The following is a 20,962-nucleotide window of genomic DNA, read 5'->3' as shown; positions in this document are numbered from 1 at the left end:
GCTGCGCAACTTACGAAAACAAAGGCGGAGACGCACTCATGCAACGTGCTCAAGCGAACCCCAGTCATTATCACGGCCTGCCCGACTATTCGATGATGGTGCTGCTGGTCGACGACCAAGCCATGATCGGCGAAGCCGTGCGACGGGCGCTGAGCGAGGAAAGCGATATCGACTTCCACTTCTGCTCCGACCCGCATCAGGCACTGAGCGTGGCCCAGCAGATCAAGCCGACAGTGATCCTGCAGGACCTGATCATGCCCGGCGTCGACGGCCTCGAACTGCTCGCCCAGTACCGCACCGCACCCGGCCTGCGTGACGTGCCGATCATCGTGCTGTCGACCAAGGAAGAACCCAAGGTCAAGAGCGCCGCCTTCGCCGCTGGCGCCAACGATTATCTGGTCAAGCTGCCGGACGTGATCGAACTGCTCGCCCGCATCCGCTACCACTCGCGCTCCTACCTGACCATGCTGCAGCGCGACGAGGCCTATCGCGCCCTGCGCGAGAGCCAGCAACAGTTGCTCGACACCAACCTGGTTCTGCAGCGCCTGATCAAGTCCGACAGCCTCACCGGCCTGGCCAACCGGCGCTATTTCGACGAGTACCTGGAGATCGAGTGGAGCCGTGCGCTGCGCGATCAGAGCGAGCTGTCGCTGCTGATGATCGACGTGGACTACTTCAAGGCCTACAACGACCAGCACGGACATGTCGCCGGCGACGACGTTCTGCGCCGTGTCGGCGAATCGCTACGCAACAGCTGCACGCGCGCCACCGACCTGGCTGCGCGCTACGGCGGCGAAGAATTCGCCGTGATCATGCCCGGCACCGCCGCTGGCGGCGCGCGCCTGCAGGCGGAAAAGATCCGCCGTGCGGTCGAGGCGCTGGGCATCCCCCACGACCTGCCCACACCAGGCTCGCCGATCAGCGTGAGCATCGGCATCGCCACCATCCGCCCTTCGGTGGAACATGATCCGCTGAGCCTGGTGATCAAGGCCGACGAAGGCCTGTACCTGGCCAAGCACAGCGGGCGCAATCAGGTGGTGCAGGGGGGAGAAAACGGCTGAGCCACGCCACCCGTATCAAGCGGCCGATAACCGCCCACTTTTCCTGTCCTTGCCTCACCCGTCGCAACCCGCATATTCGCTGAGCTCGACGCCCCTGCCAGGGGCGTCGGGTAGCGCTGCCCCCTTGGGAGACGGCAGTCACATAATTGACTGAATTAACCAGTTAGTACATTTTGCTGCAGTCACGTCACAACAACAAGAGACACCCCATGACGCCCTGCATTCTGGTACTCAACGGCCCCAATCTGAACCTGCTCGGTACGCGCGAGCCGGCTACCTACGGCCACGAAACCCTCGCCGACATTTCCCGGCTTTGCGCCGATACCGCCGCCGAACAAGGCCTGACAATCGAGTTTCGCCAGACCAACCACGAAGGTGAAGTGCTCGACTGGATCCACACCGCGCGTGGACGCTGCGCCGGCATCCTGATCAACCCCGCAGCCTGGACCCACACCTCGGTGGCGATCCGTGACGCCCTGGTGGCCAGCGAATTGCCGGTGATCGAAGTGCACCTGTCCAACGTGCACAAGCGCGAGCCGTTCCGTCATCACTCCTTCGTTTCCTCCATCGCCGTAGGCGTCATCTGCGGGCTCGGCAGCCAGGGCTATCGCCTTGGGCTGCAGTACTTCGCTCAATCGCTCAAGGGATAAGCTCATGTCGTCGCTTTCTTCCGGCATTCTTGCCGGCCTGATCGGTCGCGGTATCCAGGCCTCCCGTACCCCTGCCCTGCACGAACGCGAGGGTGATGCGCAGGGCCTGCGCTATCTCTACCGGCTGATCGACCTGGACCAGCTCGGCCTGGATCTCGATGCCCTGCCGAGCTTGCTCAATGCCGCGCAGCACATGGGTTTTACCGGCCTCAACATCACCTTCCCGGCCAAGCAGGCGATCATCCCGCTGCTCGACGAGCTGTCGGACGAAGCCCGTGGCATCGGGGCGGTGAACACCGTGGTACTCAAGGATGGCAAGCGCGTCGGCCACAATACCGACTGCCTGGGCTTCGCCGAGGGCTTTCGGCGGGGCCTGCCCAACGTCCCCCGTCGGCGCGTGGTGCAGATGGGCGCGGGCGGGGCCGGCGCTGCCGTGGCGCATGCCCTGCTTGCCGAGGGTGTCGAGCGACTGTGCCTTTTCGAGGTGGAGCCCGGCCGCGCCCGGGCCCTGGCGGACAATCTCAATGCGCACTTCGGTGCCGAGCGGGCCATTGCAGGTGACGACCTGGCCAGCGAAGTCGCCGCAGCCGACGGCCTGGTCAACACCACCCCGGTCGGCATGGCCAAGCTGCCAGGTACGCCGCTACCGGTGGAGCTGCTACATGCCGGATTGTGGGTCGCGGAGATTATCTATTTCCCACTGGAGACCGAGCTGTTGCGCCACGCCCGCGTACTCGGCTGCCGCACGCTGGATGGCGGCACCATGGCGGTGTTCCAGGCGGTCAAGGCGTTCGAACTGTTCAGCGGCCGCCCGGCCGATGCCGAACGTATGCAGGCGCACTTCGCCAGTTTCTGAGAGGGTGTCTACAAAATGGCTGCACTTGGCAATACTGCGTTGAAAACGATCTCGAAATGCTCATTTACAGCTCGTAAACTCCGCTTTCTCGATCGCTTTCGCCTTGTCTTGCCTTCGTTCGCCTATCTTGTAAACACCCTCTGAAAAACTGCAACCGAAAAGCCCCTGAACGCAGCCTTGCGCTCAGGGGCTTTGCTTTTGGGTGGTTGCAGGCAGCGCAGAACACTTCCCGGATTGCATCCGGGCTACTTTCAGCCCTGGATATAACGCAACACAGCCTCGCAGATCATCGCCTTGTGGCGCTGCTTGACCTGCTCGTCAGGCAGATCGATCTGGAAGATTTCGCCGAAGGTGTGGCGGTTGGATACCCGATAGAAGCAGAACGAGCTGATCAGCAGATGCACGTCGAGCACATCGATATCAGGGCGGAACACACCCTCTTCCGCACCGCGTCGCAGGGTCTTGCCGAGGGTATCGAGCACCACGTTGCTCATCTGACGGATGGCCGGCGACTGCTTGACGTACTCACCGTAGTGGATGTTCTCGATACTGACGATGCGCACGAAGTCGACATTGCGGTCGTGGTGATCGAAGGTGAACTCCACCAGTCGACGGATCGCCAGCACCGGCGGCAGGGACGCCAGGTCGAGGCGGCTCTCAGTACCGCGGATATCACCGTAGAGCTTGACCAGTACCTCGAGGTAGAGCTGCTCTTTGCTGCCGAAGTAGTAATAGATCATCCGCTTCGAGGTCGCGGTACGCTCGGCAATGGCATCCACCCGGGCGCCGGACAGGCCCTGCTGGACGAACTCCGTGATGGCGGCTTGGAGAATGCTCTCGCGGGTCTTCTCCGGGTTGTTCTTACGTACCTTGCGCACCACCTCGGTAGGTTGGCTGGCCAGGTTGGCAACGGCTTCGGTCATACGGCAATGGTCTTTTTTATAGGTATCGATGAAGCGGATTATGGCAGGCCGCGCAGGAGCCGGGCAGCGGCAACCGGACAGGCTGCCGCGCGAGCCTGCTCACAGGCGCGGACGCTTCAAGCCACCGCTGCGCGCCTTGGCCATGGCCGCCAGGCGTACCGCGACGTTGGCCGCACCGTAGCCCACGTAGTCGCCCTTGCGCTGAATGATTTCGAAGAAGAAGCGCTCCTCGAACGGCTCAGTATAGACGTGGAACAGCTCACCGCCCTGGGCATCACGGTCGTAGAGCACGTTGTAATAGGCCAGCTCGCTGAGGAACTCGTCGTCGAAATCGAAGCGTGCGGCCAGGTCGTCGTAGTAGTTCAGCGGAATCTCCAGCAGCGGCACGCCGGCCTCCTTGGCCCGTGCCACCTCGGCGAAGATGTCATCGCAGGAAAAGGCGATGTGATGCACGCCGGAGCCCTGATAGCTGGACAGCGCATGGGCGATGGCAGTGTTGCGGTTCTCGGAGATGTTCAGCGGCAGGCGAATCGAGCTGCAGCGGCTGCGAATCGCCCGACTTTTCACCAGCCCGTAGGGATCGGGCAGCACCACCTCGTCGTCGGCCTCGAAATCCAGCAGGCTCTTGTAGAACAGCACCCAGCTGTCGAGCGAATCGGCCGGCAGCGCCAACGCCATGTGATCGATCCGTTGCAGCCCACCGCTGACCTGAGCGCTGGCATCGAGGCTGAAATCGGTGTCGTAGATGGTCTGCCCTTCTCCGCCCTGCTCTACCAGATAGATCAGGCTACCGTCCGGCGCGCGCACGGCTGGAATTTCCCGCTCGTTGGGTCCGACCAGGCCACGATAGGGCTGGCCGCGGTAGTCACAGGCACGCTGCAATGCCTCAGCGCCGCTTCTCACCCGCAGTGCAGTGGCGCAGAGCGAAGGACCGTGCGACTCGAAGAAGTTGTGGGCAAAGGAGTAAGGCTCGGCGTTGAGCACGATGTTGATGTCACCCTGACGCAGCAGGCTGACATCCTTGGAGCGATGCTGCCCGGCACGAACAAAGCCCAGGCGCTCCAGCCAGCCGGACAGACGTGCGCCGACGGCCTCGTCGACGGCGAACTCAAGAAACTCGACACCGTCGTAGCGGTGGGCGGCTGGCGGGGTGAAGAGCACGCCTGGCTCGATCTGATAACCCTCTTTCTCCAGACGCTTGTAGGTCTTTTCCTCGAGATAGAGCAGCGAGCGCAGACCGTCGGCGGCGTTCTGCCGAGGTGGCGCGGCGCGGAATCCATCGTTGAAGATCTCCAGCGACAACGGACCGCGATAACCGCTACGCAGGATGGGAGCGAGGAAACCCGCCAGATCGAATTCTCCCTGCCCTGGGAAGCAGCGGAAGTGTCGGCTCCACTCCAGCACGTCCATCGCAAGAATCGGCGCATCGGCCATCTGCACGAAGAAGATCTTGTCGCCCGGAATATCGGCGATGGCCGCCGGATCGCCCTTGAGCGACAGGGTATGGAAACTGTCGAGGATCACCCCGACAGCCGGATGGTCGACCTGACGCACCAGGTTCCATACCTGCTGGTAGGTGTTGACGTGACGCCCCCAGGCCAGCGCTTCATAACCGATGCGCAGGCCACGTGCGCCTGCACGTTCGCCGAGCAGGCGCAAATCATCGATGAGGATTTCATCATCGCCCAGCGAGTCGGCGGCGACGTTGCTGCACACCAGCACCAGGTCGGTGCCCAGTTCCTGCATCAGATCGAACTTGCGCTCGGCACGGTCGATGTTGCGCTGCAGACGGTCGCGGCGACAGCCTTCGAAATCACGAAATGGCTGGAACAGGGTGATGGCCAAGCCGAGGTCAGCGCAGCGCTTGCGGATTTCGCCGGGGCTGCCGTCGTAGTAGAGCAGGTCGTTCTCGAAGATTTCCACACCGTCAAAGCCGGCAGCAGCAATGGCTTCGAGCTTCTCGGGCAGGGTACCGCTGAGGGACACGGTGGCAATTGAACGCTGCATAGACGGCTCCGGGCTGAGACGGCGCCGTGGCAGGCGGTGTGCGGGGCGAGACGCGCTCGGGAGCCCTCACTCGGCCGGTTGGTCGGCGCTCATGGATTGTTCGTAGCCTGGATTATTGGCAGAGCAATGCAGATCAGCAATTCAAAATGAACGAACCAGTTAGTTTTCCGTTCGATAATCGAACAATGCTTATTTGCGAGGCTGTCGCCGGCTCTGCCAGGCTGCCGCCAAGCCACTGAGGCAGATGATGCCGAGCAACGCCGTATTGTCCGGTCAGTGCTGAAACACCAGCAGACCCAGCAGGCCGGCGAAGACGATCTGTACATAGCCGAACGGTGCCAGCAAAGCGGGAGCCGCGTAACGAAAGGCATGGGTCAACAGCAGGTGCGCCGCCATGCCAAAGCCGCCCAGTGCGAGCATCATCAGGCCATGTGGGAAACCAACTATACAGAGCACAACCGGACGGCGCCCATGCGCCGTGCGAGCAACTGAGGGGTTTACTCCTGACGATCAAGCAACTGCCGGGTCTTCTCCAGCGCCAGGCTGGCCCGCTGCAAAGCGCTGACGCCCTGCTCCAGCAACTGCCGGGTGGGAATTTCCAGGCTCAGTGGAATGTTCGCCGGCAGGGTTCGCAGCAAGCCCGGCAGGTCAGAATCACCGTCACCAGGGAAGCGCCGCTCGTTGCGCGCCTGGCGCAGGATCTCGTCCATGTCATCGGGACGTGGCCCGGCTACGTCGCACAACTGAGCGTAGCGCAGGCGCTCGGTGGGCACTGCCGCCAGATCCTGCAGGCGTGAGCCAGAACGGTCGAAGTGGAAAGCATCGACCAGCACGCAGCCATTGGCTCGCCCCGCGGCATTGACGATACGCACCGCCTGAGGCAGATCGCGAGCGTCGGTCCAGGGCATGAATTCCAGGTGCGGATGCAGGCCGTACTGCGCGGACAGATCACAGAGCGCAGCGAAGTTGTCGGTCAGGCGCGCCTCGAGCGGATCGTTGCCGGCTACCAGCAGTTCGCTGGCACCGCACTCGGCGCCTACGGCAAGGATGGCCTCGAAGTCGCTGACGCGGGTTTGCGCCCTCAGGCGCAGAATTTCCACATCGAGCACCTGGATGCCGGTATCGCGCAAACGCTGCAGGGTCCGTGCACGCAGGGCGGCATCGGCCACCAGCGGGAAGTGATGTTCCTCCGGTGTGGCCGGCACCAGACGCAAGCCAACATGGCTATAGCCGGCGCGCGCCGCCACCTCGACCATTTGCGGCGGCGACAGCTCGAGCACGGTCAGGGCGGCCAGGGACAGAATACGTTCGCTCATGATGATTCTCTGCTCAGAGGGTTTCGGGGACGCAGGCCTGGCCGCTTTCCGCCGCCTGGCGAATGGCCTCGACCAACGCCAGAGTGCGACCGGCATCGGCAGCGCTGACCAGCGGCTCAACCTGGCCACGGGCGACCTGGACGAAATGCTGCAACTGGCGGTATAGCGCCTCGCCTGCGTCGAAGTGCTCCTGCACCTGCTGCAGCGGATCATGCCAGCCGGCTCCAGCCTCGGCGTAATGCCAGCGTTTGAGCTGCGGAATGCTCAGCGCCCCACGCGTACCAGCGAGCAGATAACAGGGCTGGTCGGCCTGGCGCGGGTAGACCGGATTCTCGCCCGCGGTCAGTTCCCAGCTCCAAGGCGCCACGGCGGCGTCGGAGCCGGTCAGGCTGCCCAGCGCACCGTTTTCGAACTGCAGCAGCACCGCAGCGCTGTCCTCATTGGCGAAGCCGCGTACGCCGTTGTTGGTGACGGCCTGCACCTGGCGTACTTCGCCGCACAGGTGACGCAACAGATCGAGGTCATGAATCAGGTTGGTCAGCAACATCCCGGCACCGGCCTCGCGGCGCCAGGCTATGTCGTAGTAGCTGTCCGGCTTGTGCACCTGCCACAGTGCGGTCACCGTGGTCAGCCGCCCCAGCGCGCCTTGCGCGATCAACTGGCGGGCACGCACGATCAGCGGATTGTGCCGGCGATGATGACCGACCAGCACGGGTACACCGCTGCGTTCGCTGGCCGTGACCAGCTCGCTCACCTCGTCCAGGTGCACGCCGACCGGCTTTTCCAGCAACACCGGCACGCCTGCGGCGATGCAGTCGAGCGCGGTGCTGACATGCAGGGCGTTGGGGTTGGCAACGATCACCGCCTCGGGGTTCGCCGCGGCCAGCATCTGCCGGTGCTCGGTGAAATGCGCCACGCCGCACTGCGCGGCGAATTCGGCGGCCTGCGGGCCGGGATCGGCGATGGCACAGAGTTGTGCCTCAGTGAGGTTCTGCAGGTGCTGATGGTGCTGTCGGCCCATGACGCCAGCGCCGATCAGGGCAATACGCAGGGGGGAAGTCACGCGTTGATCCTCTTGTTGTCGTCTTTACGCGGGGGCACAGAATGCATCAGGCGCAGACCTTTTTAATATTTAGAACTTAGTTCCAAAAGTTGCGCAAGCCGGAAATGCAGGGAATGCCCCAGGCTTCGCTGCACACCCAGAAGTCGACACGGGATTCGTAGGGCGCGCCATGCGCACCGCGCCTTGAGAGCAATCGGCTTCGGGGTCAGGCCCGCGGGTTACCTGCAGGCGCAGCGGTGCCGCGAAGGACGCTGATCGCGGCTGAAGCCGCTCCTACGTTGAGGTGGACGCGCTGCCTTCCAGCCGATCAGGCGAACAGCTCGGAGGCAGGGCTGGCAGCGGACAACTCGTCGGCAGTTTCGTAGGGTGCGCCGCGCGCACCGGCAGCGGAATCGGATTGGACAGACCGTAGGAGCGGCTTCAGCCGCGATGGACGCTGATTCGCGGCTGAAGCCGCTCCTACGAGGGCTGGGCGTGTGGCTTGCTACGTGCTCAGGCGAACAGTTCGGAGGCAGGGCTGGCGGCGGACAGTTCGGCAGCGGCGGCCAGCAACTCAGGCGCCAGTTGCTCGATACGCGTCAGAGGCAGACGCGCGCTGGGCCCGGCGATGCTCAATACACCGATCACCCGCTCTTCGACGGGGTGGCGCACCACAGCGGCCAATGCCGCGGTGCCGAGCGATGAACTTTCCATCACCCAGGCATAGCCCTGCTGACGAGCCAGGGCCAGACGTTGCAACAGTTCCTGCTCGTTGCGCGGCGCATTGGGACCGAACTCTGCGGGGTCGGCCACACCTTGTCGCGCCACCAGCGCCAAGGCCTCGGCATCGCTCATGCTGGCCAGCCAGGCATGCCCGGAAGCGGTGTAGAACAGCGGTGCGTCACGCCCCATGTCGGGATCGTAGCGCAGGCCGGAGCGGGCGCCCTGGCTCTTGGCGATCCAGGTCTGCCGCTCGCCCTCGATGACGCCCAGACGCACCAGCTCGCCGCTGCTCTCGGCCAGGCTGTCGAGAATCGGCTGCACCACGTCGGCACCGCTGTTGGCCAGGTAGCGAAAACCCAGTGCCACCAGCTTGGTGGAAAGCCGATAACGGCTGGTGAGTGCATCCTGGCGTACGTAACCCAGGCGAATCAGCTCGGCGAGCATGCGATGCGTGGCGCTCTTGGGAATATCCAGCTCATCGGCCAGTGCCTGCATCTGCACCCCGCGGGCGTCGCGAGTGAGGCTTTCGAGAAGGCTGAACGCACGTTCGATCTGACTGCCGGCCATGAGAGTGTCTCTGGATAATTTGCGCCGATTCTAAGAGACAAGCGCCGGCAGATGCGAGCTGACGGCCACTGCCTCTGGATGCACGGACGCGGACGCGCGATACTGCCGACGCGACGCGTAATGTACTAACCAGTTCGTTCTTGTTCGATTATCGAACAAAACCCCGTTTAGCGAATTGAAATGGCCGGTGTGGTCGGCCCACTATTCCGACACGCCTGAAAACGAAGTGATCTTCTGCCTGGTGCATCACGCTTCGAACGTTTCAGCAGCCAATAAATATAAGAAGGTCAATTGTCATGTCACAGCCTCTGCACCTGCGTGCCCCGGCCACCCATGCCAAGGCGAGGATCGCTCCCCGCCCGGCACTCCGCTCATCGTTCGATGACAGGTCACCCCCATCCACTCTGGCCATACCCTCCCGCGCTTCTGCCTGTGCCGATATGCATGGCGCATCGTGGCCGTGCCTGCCCGCCACGGCGATGGCCAAGCAGCCGCCCGCGCGCAACGCCTGACTCGACCCATTCCTTCCACACTCTGTCGGAGCGATAGCATGAACAAGACAGACAAGATGCTGGTCGGCGAGCGCACCTTCTGTGTCCTGCTGTTGCTGGCCAGCCTGGTGATTTTCTACCTGGCCTACCAGATTTCCGGTTTTTCCTCGGTCAACTCCCCCGGGGCATTTCCCATCGGCGTCGCGCTGGTGATGATCCTCTCCGCAGTGAAGATCGCCTTCGAGCTGATCGGCAAGACCAGGCCCGACTGCAGCGACTGGCTGGACGCCTTTCGGCAGTTTCGCGACACCCACTTCCCGCGCCGCACCCTAGTCTTTGGCCTACTGGCCGTGGCGTACCTGGCGGCAATTCAGTGGGCCAGCTTCTACGTCAGCACCTTCGCATTTCTGGTGCTGTCGATCGTCTACCTGCGAGGCGGCCGCGTACTCAACGCGATCCTGATCGCAGCTGTGTTGCTGGTGCTGATCTACCTGCTGTTCAGCCTGGCGTTCAGCGTTTACCTGCCATAACGAGGCACCCGAGATGAGCGATACCCTTTCCTACCTGCTGATGGCCTGGAGTGACCCGCAGTTGCTGATGCTGACTGCGCTGGGCACTTTCGCCGGCATCTATATCGGCGCCATCCCGGGCCTGTCGGTGACCATGGCGGTGTCCATCCTGGTGTCCTTCACCTTCTCCTGGGATGTCAACGATGCACTGGCACTGATCGTTGGCATCTTCATCGGTGGCGTTTACGGTGGCTCGCGCAGCGCCATCCTGCTGAATATCCCCGGCGCCCCCTCCTCCGTGGCCACGGCCTTCGACGGCTATCCGCTGGCGCAACAAGGCGAGGCCGGTCGCGCTATCGGTCTGAGCACCGTAATGTCGGTGGTAGGCGGTATCGTCGGCACCATCATGCTCGCCAGCGCCGCACCGCTGATCGGCGAGCTGGCCCTGCGCTTCGCCCCGCGCGACTACTTCCTGGTCGCCACCATCGGCCTGCTACTCGTCGGCAGCCTGGCCGAGGGTTCACTGGCCAAGGGCATCTTCGCCGCCGCACTTGGCGCGGTGATCGGCCTGGTGGGCATGGACCCGGTCACCGCCGAAGGCCGCTTCACCCTGGGTCAGGTCGAGCTGATGGGCGGCATCCATTACGTGGTGCTGATGATCGGTCTGTTCGGCGTCGCCGAAGCCTTCTATCAGCTGCACAACCTCGACAGCCCGGTCATCCGCCAGAAGGTGGACAAGATCCTGCCCTCCTTCGCCATGGTGCTGAAGTTCCTGCCGCTGTCGATCCGCACCTCGATCATCGGCGTGATTGTCGGCGTGCTGCCTGGCGTCGGCGGCGACATTGCCGCGCTGATGGCCTATGACCATGCCAAGCGCACCGTGAAGAATCCGACCAAACCCTTCGGCAAGGGTGCCTACGAGGGCCTGGTGGCGCCGGAAACCGCCAACAGCGCAGCGGTCGGTGGTGCCTACGTGCCGATGCTGACGCTGGGCATGCCCGGCGACGCGGTTACTGCGGTGATCATCGGCGCCCTGGTGGTGCATGGCCTGAATCCCGGCCCGATGCTGATGGTGGAAAACCCGCACATCTTCTACTTCACCGTCGGCAACCTGCTGCTGGCCAACGTGTTCCTGATGATCTTCGGCCTGATGGGCATCAAGCTCTTCGCCAAGTTCGTGGAAATGCCCAAGGCCGTGCTGATTCCGCTGATCCTGGTGCTCTGCGTGGTCGGCACCTACTCGATCAACAGCAGCATGACCGAGGTGTATTGGATGCTCGGTTTCGGTGTGCTCGGTTACCTGATGAAGATCTTCGGCTTCCAGATGGGCCCGATCATCCTCGGCGCCATACTCGGCCCGCTGATGGACACTTCGTACCGCCAGGCCATGTCCTCGGCCGGCGACAACCCGCTGGAGCTGCTGCAGGGCCTCGTCACCAGCCCGCTGTCGCTGATCCTCACCACTGCGGTAGTGCTTATCCTGCTGGGCAACACCCCGCTGCTGAAGAAGATCAAGAACAAGTTCAGTCCGGCTTCGGCACGCGGCTGATACCCGGTTTCACCAGGCGCGCCCCGGCCAGCAGGGGCTCACAACAACAACCGATGGAGAGTCTCCACATGTTCAAATCGCTTCTGACTGGCGCAGCCCTCGGCCTCAGCGCCCTCACTCTCGCTCTGCCGGCCCATGCCGAATACCCCGAGCGCAGCATCCAGGCAGTCATTCCCTGGGGCGCAGGCGGCGCTACCGACAACGTCATGCGTAGCCTGACCCCGTACGTGGAGAAGGAGCTGGGCGGCAAGTTCATCCTCAACAACCGTCCGGGCGGCACCGCCGTCATCGGCAGCACATTCGTCAAGACCCAGCGTCCTGACGGTTACACCGTCCTGCTCGGCGCCGAGAACCCGCAGCTTTACAAAGTGCTGAAACTGGCCGACTTCGACTACGCCGACTTCTACCCGGTGAGCATCATCGGCCAGAACGTGGTGGTGATCGCCGCCAACGCCGATGCTCCGTTCAACAACATGGCCGAGCTGCTGGCCGCTGCCAAGGCCAACCCGGACACCCTGCGCATGGGCTCCACCGGTGCCGGTGGCCTGCCGAGCACCGTCAGCGCGATGATCAACGCAGTCGACGAACTGAAAGTGCGTGAAGTGACCTTCGGTGGCGACGGCCCCGGTATCACCGCGCTGATGGGCAACCACATCGACTTCATGCCGCTGAGCCTGGCCGCCGCGCGTGAGCTGGTACGCAGCGGCAAGCTCAAGGCCCTGGCCGTGTTCGCCAAGGAAGAAACCCCGGAGCTGCCGGGCGTGGAGCCGATCACCAAGTCGCTGCCGGCGATTGCCGAGTACCTGCCGTGGGGCCCGTTCTGGGGCGCCTTCGTGCGCAAGGACACCCCGGATGACGTCAAGCAGAAGCTGGTCGATGCCTACGCCAAGGCCGTGGCCAACCCCGAATTCCAGGGCTTTTTGAAGAACTTCGGCGCCCAGAGCCTGAACCTCAACGGTGCCGAGGCCGAGGAGTTCCTCAAGCGCTGGCAGTCGGTCACCACCTGGTCGATGTACAAGGCCAAGGCCATCGAGATCGCCCCGGATTCGGTCGGCATCCCCAAGCCCTGATGCCTGGCTGATCCGCCGCCGGCCCGGCTGAGCCGGCGGCGCCTTCCCCCTCGTTTCTGGCGTATCTGCGCACGCGGAGGGGTTCGTGCGCGCTGAACACTCTGTCAACCAAGAGGAACAACAACAATGAAATCCACCCTTACCCACCTGCTGCCCAGCGCCCTGGCGCTGGCCGTAATCGCTGCCCTGCCGGTCGGCGCCCAGGCCGCCGGCTTCGTCGACGACGCCAAGGTCTCGCTGAACCTGCGCAACTACTACTTCAACCGCAACTACCTCAACGGCACCGACCCGACCATCAATGGCGAGCGCCAGGGTCAGGCCGAAGGCTGGACGCAGAGCTTTATCCTCGACGCGCGCTCCGGCTACACCGAAGGCACCGTCGGCTTCGGCCTCGACGTGCTCGGCCTGTACAGCTTCAAGCTGGACGGCAACCGTGGCGCCGCCAACACCCAGTTGATGCCGATTCACGACGACGGCGAAGCCGCCGACCAGTTCGGTCGCACCGCTGTGGCGGCCAAGGCGAAGATTTCCAAGACCGAGCTGAAGGTCGGTGAGTGGTTCGCCGTACTGCCGATCCTGCGTGCCGACGATGGCCGTTCGCTGCCACAGACCTTCCAGGGTGCGCAGATCACCTCCAACGAGATCGATGGTTTGACCCTGTATGGCGGCCAGTTCTGGAAGAACAGCCAGCGTAACGATGCCAGCCGCGAAGACATGTCATTCGGTGGAGTGAAGGGCGACGACTTCAACTTCGGCGGCGGCGAATACCGCTTCAACGGCAACGCCACCATGGTTGGCGTCTGGCACGCGCGCCTGGAAGACGTCTACCAGCAAAGCTACGTGCAACTGACTCACAGCCAACCGGTCGGTGACTGGGTACTCGGCGCCAACCTCGGCTACGTCACTGGCAAGGAAGAAGGCGCAGCCAAGGCCGGCAACCTGGACAACAAGGTCTACCAGGGCAGCTTGTCGGCCAAGACTGGCAACAACACCTTCACCGTGGCTTATCAGAAGCTCAGTGGCGATACCAAGTTCATGCGTATCGACGGCACCAGCGGCGGTACCCTGGTCAACGACGGCTTCACCAACAGCTACGACAACCCGGAAGAACGCTCCTGGCAGATCCGCCACGACTACAACTTCGCCGGCCTCGGCATTCCTGGCCTGACCCTGATGAACCGCTACGTCAGCGGCGACAACGCCCGTCTCGGTGGACGTGACAACGCCGAGGAGTGGGGCCGTGAATCCGAGCTGGCCTACACCATCCAGGAAGGTAGCCTGAAGAACCTCAGCGTGCGCTGGCGCAACTCCGACGTTCGTCGTGACGGTAGTGCTCAGGATCTGCACGAGAACCGCCTGATCATCAACTACCCGCTGTCGCTGCTGTAAACGCTGCACCGCTGCACGATTGACTCCAATGTGTTACGGCACCTTCGGCCCGTCCTCGCGACGGGCCTTTTTCTGCCCCGAGTTCGAGGACTTACCGCCATGCGCTGGATTATCGAACGCACCGCCGATCTCAAGGTCGGGCACAAACTGCTGATCGGCTTCTCCCTGGTGATGCTGCTGACCCTGGCCGTGGCGCTGGGTGGCTGGCGCACCGCCGCCGACATCCTGCGCCACAACGCGCAGTTCGCCGATGCTGCCGAACTGCAGCAAGGCATCCTGCAACTGCGCCTGCAGGAAAAGGATCACCTGCTCGCGCCGCAGGCCGGGCACGATCGCCAAGTGCTCGCGACACGCGACAGCATCGCCACGCAACTCGCACAACTGCACGCCGATGCTCTACCTGTGACTGGCCTGCTCACCGGCATCGATGACTACAGCAAACGCTTTGACCGTTTGCGTAGCGCTCAGAAGGAGGCCAGCGCCGCGCAGACCGGCATGGCCATTCGCGCCGACGAAGCGCTGATCCAGTTCGACATGGTCACCCAGGATCAATTCAGCTTGCTACGCGACCTGTTGCTCGACGCTGCAAGCGATACCGGCAACGCTCTCGAACAGGCCGAAGCGGCAGCACGACTGCGTCAGTTGCTGCTGCAACTGCGCCTGGCCGAAGCGGCCTTCATCAACACCGGTGAAGCGGCACTGGCCGATGACTGGCAACGCCAGTTCGACAGCATGATCGATGCGGCCAAGGCGCTGCGCCCCAACCTGGCGAGCCTGCAACAGGCCTCCCTGGACGAAGTCATGCGCGCGCTGCAGGAATACCGCGACTCTTTCGCCCACTACCGCGACAGCCTGGCCAACGAGGCCGCCAGTCGCGAGCAACTGGGGGAGCTGGCGCAGCGCATGCTGCAACAGGGCGACGCCCTGCTGCAGCAACAACAACAGGCCATCGCTACAGAGAACCGCCACGCCCTGCTGCGCCTGGCGCTGCTGACCAGTGCGGCTCTGCTGCTGGCCTTCGCGGCCAGTTGGCTGATTCGCCAGTTGATCGTCAGGCCACTGCAACAATGCCTGAGCCTGGCCGAACAGGTGGCCGCAGGTGATCTCGGCGGTCAGCGCATCCAGGCCGGGCGCGATGAAGCCGGGCAATTGCTGACCGCCCTGCAACGCATGCGCGAGAACCTGCGCGAGCTGATCGGCCAGATTGGCGGCAGCGCTACCCAGATCGCGGCGGCCGCCGAGCAATTGTCTGCCGTCAGCGAACAGACACGCGCCGGCGTCCATGAACAGAGCCTGGAATCGAACCAGACCGCCAATGCCATGCAGCAGATGGTCAGCAGCGTGCAGCAGGTCGCTGGCGACGCCGAACAAGCCTCGCAGGCAGCCCGCCAGGCCGAGCAGCAGAGCCGTGATGGCGACCAGCGTGTGCGCGAAGTGATCGCCCGCATCGAACGCCTGGCCGCTGAGGTACTCGACACCGGGACCACCGTCGGCCAGGTACAGGCCGAGAGCTTGCGCATCGGCAGCGTGCTGGACGTCATCAAATCGGTCGCCGAGCAGACCAACCTGCTCGCCCTCAACGCCGCCATCGAAGCGGCACGCGCCGGTGAACAGGGTCGCGGCTTCGCCGTGGTCGCCGATGAAGTGCGCGCCCTGGCCCGCCGTACCCAGGACTCCACCCGCGAGATCGAAGCCCTGATCGAAAGCCTGCAGCAACGGGTTCGCCAGGCCGTGACCCAGACCGAGGCCAGCCAGCGACTGAGCCAGGACGCGGTCGCCAGTGTCGAACAGGCCGGGCACAGCCTGACACGCATCAACCAGGCGGTGGCCGTGATCGAACGGATGAACCAGCAGATCGCCAGTGCCGCCGAGCAACAGAGCGCGGTCGCCATGGAGATCAACCGCAGCCTGGATAACGTGCGCGGCATCGGCGAGCAAAGCGCCAGCGCCACCGAACAGACCGCCCTGTCCAGCGCGGAACTGGCCAGGCTCGGCGGTGAACTGCAGGAACGCATCGGCCGCTTCCGCAGTTGAGGCATAACGCCGCATTCCCGTGGAGGCTCTAGCCGCAGCCGCTAGCAATCGCGGCTAAAGCCCCTCCCACAGGTAAGCACTCGAATTGGCGCCCACGCCTTCAGGCCACCCCGTGGGAGGTGCTTCAGCGGCGGCGGTGCTTGAACATGTGCACAGGTGAAAGCTGCAGTCCAACGGCGGCAAAGCGCACGACAAATGGTCGCTAACCGCACGACATCCCAAGCCCTTCTCTCCCGCTACCCTTGGCGCCTCCATGTGCCCAACGTAAAATATGGAACAAAGTTCCAATAAATCAAAATCCGGAGACCTGCCATGCCCCATGCTCAACTCGATTGCGACCTGCTGGTGGTCGGCTCCGGCGCTGCCGGGCTGGCGGCCGCCGTCAGCGCCGCGCACCTGGGCAAGCGGGTGATCCTGGTGGAAAAGGACGCCGTACTGGGCGGCGCGACCGCCTGGTCCGGCGGCTGGATGTGGCTGCCGCGCAACCCGCTGGCCCGGCGCGCCGGCATCGTCGAGGACATCGACCAGCCGCGCACCTACCTGCGCAACGAGCTGGGCGAGCATTACCGCGCCGAGCTGGTGGATGCCTTCCTCGAGCACTGCCCGGACATGGTCGCCTTCTTCGAGCAGCACACCGCGTTGCAGTTCGCCGACGGCAACGGCATCCCCGACATACATGGCGACACGCCGGGCGCTGCCACCGGAGGCCATCAGGTGATCGCCGCGCCCTATGATGGCCGCGAGGTGCTCGACCTGCTGCCGCGCCTGCGCAAAACCATGCGCGAGACCTCCTTCATGGGCATGCCGATCATGGCCGGCGCCGATCTGGCCGCCTTCCTCAACATGACCCGTTCGCCCAAGGCGCTGCTACACGTCATCCGCCGCTTCACCAGCCACCTCTACCACCTGGCTCGCTATGGTCGCGCCATGCACCTGGTCAACGGCGTGGCACTGATCGCCCGCCTGGCGCGCTCTGCGCAGGATCTCGGTGTACAGATGCTGGAATCCACACCCGCGCAACGCCTGATCGTCGAGAACGGCAGCGTATGCGGCGCCGTGGCGCTGCATGCCGGCGAGGAAATGCCTATCCGCGCCAAGGCCGTCGTGCTCGCGGCGGGCGGTTTTCCCAATGATCCGCAACGGCGCCAGGCGATGTTCCCGCGTGATACCAGCGGCCACGACAACCTCGCCCTGCCGCCGCTCAGTTGCTCCGGCGATGGCTTGCGCCTGGGCGAAAGCGCTGGCGGCCACGTCGCCGACGACCTGCGCTCGCCAGTGGCCTGGGCGCCGGTGTCCAAGGTGCCCTACCCCGACGGCAGCGTCGGCCACTTCCCGCACATCATCGACCGCGGCAAGCCCGGCATCATCGGCGTGCTGCAAAACGGCCAGCGCTTCGTCAACGAGGCTGGTGGTTACTACGATTACGTCGACGCCATGCTCAAGGCGATCCCCGAGGATCAGGAAGCCTGCTCCTGGCTGATCTGCGACCATCGCTTCCAGCGCCGTTATGGCCTCGGCTTCGCCCGCCCGGCACCGCTGCCGGTGGCGCCGCATATCCGCAACGGCTACCTCAAGCGCGGCGCGACCCTCGAAGAACTAGCCGTTGCCTGTGGCATCGACCCGCTTGGTCTGGCCACCACCGTCAGCGAATTCAATCGTCATGCGCGCCTGGGCGAAGACCCGCAATTCGGCCGTGGCAGCACGCCCTTCAACCGCCGCAGTGGCGACGCCCAGCACACCGGCCCCAACCCCTGCGTGGCGCCCATCGAGCACGGGCCGTTCTATGCGGTGAAGGTACAGCCCGGCTGCTTCGGCACCTTCGCCGGGCTGCGCACTGATGGTCAGGCGCGGGTGCTGGATGCCAACGGTCAGCCGATACCTGGGCTGTATGCGGCAGGCACCGATATGGCCAGCCCGTTGGGCGGGCACTATCCGTCCGGCGGGATCAACCTCGGGCCGGCGATGACCTTTGGCTATATCGCTGGACGCCATGCCGCCACGCGCTGACGTTCGGCGCGCATGGAAGGCAGACATAAAAAAGCGCCACCCGGATGCGTGGTCCGGGCAGCGCTCCATTCGGGTAGCCAGAGGCCGAAAAGTCAGCCTTCCAGCGACTCCACACCCAGCTCGTCCCACACCGCCTCAGCCAGGTGGAAGGTGGCGTTGGCCGCCGGAATGCCGCAGTAGATGGCGCTCTGCATGATCACTTCCTTGATCTCCTCGCGGCTCACCCCGTTGTTCTTCGCCGCACGTAGGTGCAACTTCAGCTCACCCTCGCGGTTCATGCCGATCAGCATGGCAATGGTGATCAGGCTGCGGGTGTGGCGTGGCAGGCCCGGGCGCGTCCAGATATCGCCCCAGGCATGACGGGTGATCATCTCCTGGAACTCTTCGTTGAACGGCGTCAGGTTCTGCAGGCTGCGGTCGACGTGGGCGTCGCCCAATACTGCGCGGCGCACCTGCATGCCGGCTTCGTAGCGTTGTTTCTCATCCATCGGTCAGTCCTCTAATTGGATCTGTAGGAGCGGCTGGGGGCATTGCGTTCTAGCCGTGAAATCGAATCGCGGCTGAAGCCGCTCCTACAAAAAACTGTGTTCAGCCGTCAGGAAGACCAGCACGCGCTGGCTGAAGTCATCGCCAGCCTGCACGTTGGACAGGTGCGCGGCGTGGAACTCCACCAGCTCGGCACCCGCGATGCGCTCCTGCATGAAGCGGCCATGTTCGGGGGTGGTGACCGGGTCGCCGCTGCCGCAGACGATCAGCGTCGGTGCGACGATGCTGCCAAGCTGCTCGCGGAAATCGGCATCGCGCACTGCCGCGCAGTTGGCCGCATAGCCTTCGGGCGAGGTTTGCGCCAGCATGCCGACGATGGGCTCGACCTTGTCCGGGTTGGCCTCGGCGAAGTCGGCGGTGAACCAGCGCGAGATCGACGCATCGCGCAGATCGCGCATGGCCTGCGCGCCACCGGCCAGCACGGTTTCGATGCGCGGGTTCCACACCTCGGGCGTACCGATCTTGGCGGCGGTGTTGCACAGCACCAGGCGTTCGATGCGCTCGGGCGCGTTGATGCCCAGCCACTGGCCGATCAGACCGCCCATGGACAGGCCGCAGAAATGCGCCTTGGCGATGCCTAGGGCATCGAGCAGGGCCAGCACGTCGCGGCCGCTCTGCTCGATGCTGTACGGGCCGTCGGTCACCAGCGAGGCGCCGTGGCCGCGGGTGTCGTAGCGCAGCACCTGAAAGTGCTGGGTGAAGGCTTCAATCTGCGCATCCCACATGTGCAGGTCGGTGCCCAGGGAGTTGGACAGCACCAGCACCGGCGCACCAGCCGGGCCTTCGAGCAGGTAGTTCAGATCGCCATCGGCGAGACGTACGGCAGGCATGGATAACTCCTAAGAGGAAAATTGCGTGTGTTCGGCAACGGCGCGCTCGACCCAACGGCGGGCCTGGCCCAGGTAATGCGCCGCATCGAGCAGGCGATCCAGCTCGTCAGCAGAAAGTTGTGCGCTGACCTCGGCGTTGGCGCCAAGCACGGTGCGCAGGTGGGCGCCCTCACGCACCGCCTGTTTGCAGCACTGTTCGATCAGGTGATGGGCGGCGTCGCGGCCGATCTTCTGCGCCAGGGCGATGCTGACCGCCTCGGCCAGCACCAGACCCTGGGTCAGCTCCAGATTGGCGCGCATGCGTGCGACATCCACCTCAAGCCCCGGCACCACGACCAGCGCCTGCTGCAGGGCGCCGGAGACCAGACAGCACAGTTCCGGCAGGGTCTCCCACTCGGCGTGCCACAGGCCGAGGCTGCGCTCGTGCTCCTGCGGCATGGCGGCCAGCATCGTCGCCACCAGGCCCGGTGCACGGGTGGCGGCGCCGATCAGCACGGCGGCGCTGACCGGATTACGCTTGTGCGGCATGGTCGACGAACCGCCCTTGCCGGGCGCCGACGGTTCGAAGACTTCGCCGGCCTCGGTCTGCATCAGCAGGCTGAGATCGCGACCCAGCTTGCCCAGGCTGCCGGCGATCATCCCCAGCAGGCTGGCGAATTCCACCAGGCGATCACGCTGGGTGTGCCAGGGCTGCTCGGGCAGGGTCAGTTCCAGCTCCTGCGCCAGCGCACCGCTGACCGACCAGCCGGCATCACCCAGCGCCGCCAGGCTGCCGGAGGCGCCGCCGAACTGCAGGCTCAGCAGGCGCGGCTTGAGTTCGCTCAGGCGCTGGCGATGGCGGGTCACCGCACCGAGCACACCGGCCAGCTTCATGCCGAGGGTGACCGGCGTGGCCTGCTGCAGCCAGGTGCGCCCGGCCAGGGGGGTGTCGATATGGCGCTCGGCCTGCGCCGCCAGGGCATCGGCCAGCTTCGCCAGATCGCTTTGCAGCAGGCCGATGGCGGCGCGCAGTTGCAGCACCAAGCCGCTGTCCATGGCGTCCTGGCTGGTGGCACCGAGGTGCACGTAGCGCTCGGCCTCCGGGTCAGTGGCGGCGATGCGCTTGCCCAGTGCCTTGACCAGCGGGATGGCGGAATTGCCCGCCGTGGCGATGGCCTGGGCCAGCGCCGGGTAATCGTAGAGCTCGGCCTTGCAGGCGGCCTCGATGGGCGACACGGCCTCGGCGGGGATCAGCCCGACACGCGCCTCGGCCCGTGCCAGGGCGGCCTCGAAATCGAGCATGCCCTGCACCCGCCCGGCGTCGCAGAAGATCGCGCGCATGGCCGGCGCGGTGAAATAGGCATCGAAAAGTTGGTTGCTCACGCGCGCAACGCTCCTGGGAAAAATGTACGG

17 protein-coding genes and 1 pseudogene are annotated in these 20,962 nt (G+C 64.4%); 9 read left to right on the top strand and 9 right to left on the bottom strand.

What is annotated here, in order from left to right; genetic code table 11:
- Positions 1-38: 38 nt before the first annotated feature.
- From BLS61_RS17620 to BLS61_RS17610, 3 genes are all read left to right on the top strand, one after another.
- The gene (locus tag BLS61_RS17620) at positions 39-1,061 is read left to right on the top strand and encodes a response regulator (RefSeq protein WP_090432986.1); all 1,023 of its coding nucleotides are present in this window, start codon (positions 39-41) and stop codon (positions 1,059-1,061) included.
- Positions 1,062-1,270: 209 nt separating this feature from the next.
- Positions 1,271-1,711: a type II 3-dehydroquinate dehydratase gene (gene aroQ / locus BLS61_RS17615; RefSeq protein ID WP_090432984.1), complete on the top strand. Its 441-nt coding sequence runs from the start codon at positions 1,271-1,273 to the stop codon at positions 1,709-1,711.
- Between the two features lie 4 nt (positions 1,712-1,715).
- Complete coding sequence (locus BLS61_RS17610; RefSeq protein WP_090432982.1) at positions 1,716-2,567, top strand: shikimate dehydrogenase; 852 nt, start codon at positions 1,716-1,718, stop codon at positions 2,565-2,567.
- Positions 2,568-2,818: 251 nt separating this feature from the next.
- Here the strand turns inward: BLS61_RS17610 and BLS61_RS17605 are convergent, their stop codons facing one another.
- The 6 genes and pseudogenes from BLS61_RS17605 to BLS61_RS17580 form a co-directional block, all read right to left on the bottom strand.
- Positions 2,819-3,490 (bottom strand): TetR/AcrR family transcriptional regulator, encoded by a 672-nt coding sequence (locus tag BLS61_RS17605; protein WP_090432980.1) that lies wholly within the window; start codon positions 3,488-3,490, stop codon positions 2,819-2,821.
- 99 nt (positions 3,491-3,589) lie between these two features.
- The gene (gene quiC, locus BLS61_RS17600; protein ID WP_090432978.1) at positions 3,590-5,497 is read right to left on the bottom strand and encodes a 3-dehydroshikimate dehydratase QuiC; all 1,908 of its coding nucleotides are present in this window, start codon (positions 5,495-5,497) and stop codon (positions 3,590-3,592) included.
- Between the two features lie 189 nt (positions 5,498-5,686).
- A pseudogene (locus BLS61_RS17595) lies at positions 5,687-5,929 on the bottom strand (DMT family transporter); the annotation flags it as partial.
- A 65-nt stretch (positions 5,930-5,994) separates the two neighbouring features.
- A complete protein-coding gene (locus tag BLS61_RS17590; RefSeq protein WP_090432976.1) occupies positions 5,995-6,813 on the bottom strand; it encodes a sugar phosphate isomerase/epimerase family protein in 819 nt (272 codons plus the stop codon).
- Between the two features lie 13 nt (positions 6,814-6,826).
- On the bottom strand, positions 6,827-7,876 hold the full coding sequence (locus BLS61_RS17585) for a Gfo/Idh/MocA family protein (protein WP_090432974.1): 1,050 nt from the start codon (positions 7,874-7,876) through the stop codon (positions 6,827-6,829).
- A 492-nt stretch (positions 7,877-8,368) separates the two neighbouring features.
- On the bottom strand, positions 8,369-9,145 hold the full coding sequence (locus BLS61_RS17580) for an IclR family transcriptional regulator (protein ID WP_090432972.1): 777 nt from the start codon (positions 9,143-9,145) through the stop codon (positions 8,369-8,371).
- 550 nt (positions 9,146-9,695) lie between these two features.
- On the opposite strand from BLS61_RS17580, the gene BLS61_RS17575 reads away from it, so the two are divergent.
- The 6 genes from BLS61_RS17575 (at position 9,696) to BLS61_RS17550 (ending at position 18,194) form a co-directional block, all read left to right on the top strand.
- On the top strand, positions 9,696-10,166 hold the full coding sequence (locus BLS61_RS17575; protein WP_090432971.1) for a tripartite tricarboxylate transporter TctB family protein: 471 nt from the start codon (positions 9,696-9,698) through the stop codon (positions 10,164-10,166).
- 13 nt (positions 10,167-10,179) lie between these two features.
- Positions 10,180-11,694 (top strand): tripartite tricarboxylate transporter permease, encoded by a 1,515-nt coding sequence (locus tag BLS61_RS17570; protein ID WP_090432969.1) that lies wholly within the window; start codon positions 10,180-10,182, stop codon positions 11,692-11,694.
- A 68-nt stretch (positions 11,695-11,762) separates the two neighbouring features.
- On the top strand, positions 11,763-12,764 hold the full coding sequence (locus BLS61_RS17565; RefSeq protein ID WP_090432968.1) for a tripartite tricarboxylate transporter substrate binding protein: 1,002 nt from the start codon (positions 11,763-11,765) through the stop codon (positions 12,762-12,764).
- A gap of 126 nt (positions 12,765-12,890) precedes the next feature.
- Complete coding sequence (locus BLS61_RS17560) at positions 12,891-14,153, top strand: OprD family porin (protein ID WP_090432966.1); 1,263 nt, start codon at positions 12,891-12,893, stop codon at positions 14,151-14,153.
- Positions 14,154-14,252: 99 nt separating this feature from the next.
- Positions 14,253-16,187 (top strand): methyl-accepting chemotaxis protein, encoded by a 1,935-nt coding sequence (locus tag BLS61_RS17555; RefSeq protein ID WP_090432963.1) that lies wholly within the window; start codon positions 14,253-14,255, stop codon positions 16,185-16,187.
- 312 nt (positions 16,188-16,499) lie between these two features.
- Positions 16,500-18,194, top strand: a complete 1,695-nt coding sequence (locus tag BLS61_RS17550) for an FAD-dependent oxidoreductase (protein ID WP_090432961.1) — start codon at positions 16,500-16,502, stop codon at positions 18,192-18,194.
- A gap of 92 nt (positions 18,195-18,286) precedes the next feature.
- Here BLS61_RS17550 and pcaC read toward each other — a convergent pair whose 3' ends face one another.
- The 3 genes from pcaC to BLS61_RS17535 form a co-directional block, all read right to left on the bottom strand.
- Positions 18,287-18,682, bottom strand: a complete 396-nt coding sequence (gene pcaC, locus BLS61_RS17545; protein WP_090432959.1) for a 4-carboxymuconolactone decarboxylase — start codon at positions 18,680-18,682, stop codon at positions 18,287-18,289.
- An 84-nt stretch (positions 18,683-18,766) separates the two neighbouring features.
- Positions 18,767-19,570 (bottom strand): 3-oxoadipate enol-lactonase, encoded by an 804-nt coding sequence (pcaD, locus tag BLS61_RS17540; protein WP_090432957.1) that lies wholly within the window; start codon positions 19,568-19,570, stop codon positions 18,767-18,769.
- A 9-nt stretch (positions 19,571-19,579) separates the two neighbouring features.
- Positions 19,580-20,932 (bottom strand): 3-carboxy-cis,cis-muconate cycloisomerase, encoded by a 1,353-nt coding sequence (locus BLS61_RS17535; protein ID WP_090432955.1) that lies wholly within the window; start codon positions 20,930-20,932, stop codon positions 19,580-19,582.
- Positions 20,933-20,962 lie beyond the last annotated feature (30 nt).

Origin of the sequence: Ectopseudomonas guguanensis (genome assembly GCF_900104265.1) — a bacterium.
Classification (GTDB): Bacteria; Pseudomonadota; Gammaproteobacteria; order Pseudomonadales; family Pseudomonadaceae; genus Aquipseudomonas; species Aquipseudomonas guguanensis.
Note: the sequence above shows the minus strand (reverse complement) of the source record. Positions and strands in the feature narration are given on the sequence as shown.

What these genes read in the sequence shown, in the direction of transcription:
- BLS61_RS17620 (WP_090432986.1), top strand. Translation starts at nt 39, where the DNA reads ATGCAACGTGCTCAAGCGAACCCCAGTCATTATCACGGCCTGCCCGAC.
- aroQ (WP_090432984.1), top strand. Translation starts at nt 1,271, where the DNA reads ATGACGCCCTGCATTCTGGTACTCAACGGCCCCAATCTGAACCTGCTC.
- BLS61_RS17610 (WP_090432982.1), top strand. Translation starts at nt 1,716, where the DNA reads ATGTCGTCGCTTTCTTCCGGCATTCTTGCCGGCCTGATCGGTCGCGGT.
- BLS61_RS17605 (WP_090432980.1), bottom strand. Translation starts at nt 3,490, where the DNA reads ATGACCGAAGCCGTTGCCAACCTGGCCAGCCAACCTACCGAGGTGGTG.
- quiC (WP_090432978.1), bottom strand. Translation starts at nt 5,497, where the DNA reads ATGCAGCGTTCAATTGCCACCGTGTCCCTCAGCGGTACCCTGCCCGAG.
- BLS61_RS17590 (WP_090432976.1), bottom strand. Translation starts at nt 6,813, where the DNA reads ATGAGCGAACGTATTCTGTCCCTGGCCGCCCTGACCGTGCTCGAGCTG.
- BLS61_RS17580 (WP_090432972.1), bottom strand. Translation starts at nt 9,145, where the DNA reads ATGGCCGGCAGTCAGATCGAACGTGCGTTCAGCCTTCTCGAAAGCCTC.
- BLS61_RS17575 (WP_090432971.1), top strand. Translation starts at nt 9,696, where the DNA reads ATGAACAAGACAGACAAGATGCTGGTCGGCGAGCGCACCTTCTGTGTC.
- BLS61_RS17570 (WP_090432969.1), top strand. Translation starts at nt 10,180, where the DNA reads ATGAGCGATACCCTTTCCTACCTGCTGATGGCCTGGAGTGACCCGCAG.
- BLS61_RS17565 (WP_090432968.1), top strand. Translation starts at nt 11,763, where the DNA reads ATGTTCAAATCGCTTCTGACTGGCGCAGCCCTCGGCCTCAGCGCCCTC.
- BLS61_RS17560 (WP_090432966.1), top strand. Translation starts at nt 12,891, where the DNA reads ATGAAATCCACCCTTACCCACCTGCTGCCCAGCGCCCTGGCGCTGGCC.
- BLS61_RS17555 (WP_090432963.1), top strand. Translation starts at nt 14,253, where the DNA reads ATGCGCTGGATTATCGAACGCACCGCCGATCTCAAGGTCGGGCACAAA.
- BLS61_RS17550 (WP_090432961.1), top strand. Translation starts at nt 16,500, where the DNA reads ATGCCCCATGCTCAACTCGATTGCGACCTGCTGGTGGTCGGCTCCGGC.
- pcaC (WP_090432959.1), bottom strand. Translation starts at nt 18,682, where the DNA reads ATGGATGAGAAACAACGCTACGAAGCCGGCATGCAGGTGCGCCGCGCA.
- pcaD (WP_090432957.1), bottom strand. Translation starts at nt 19,570, where the DNA reads ATGCCTGCCGTACGTCTCGCCGATGGCGATCTGAACTACCTGCTCGAA.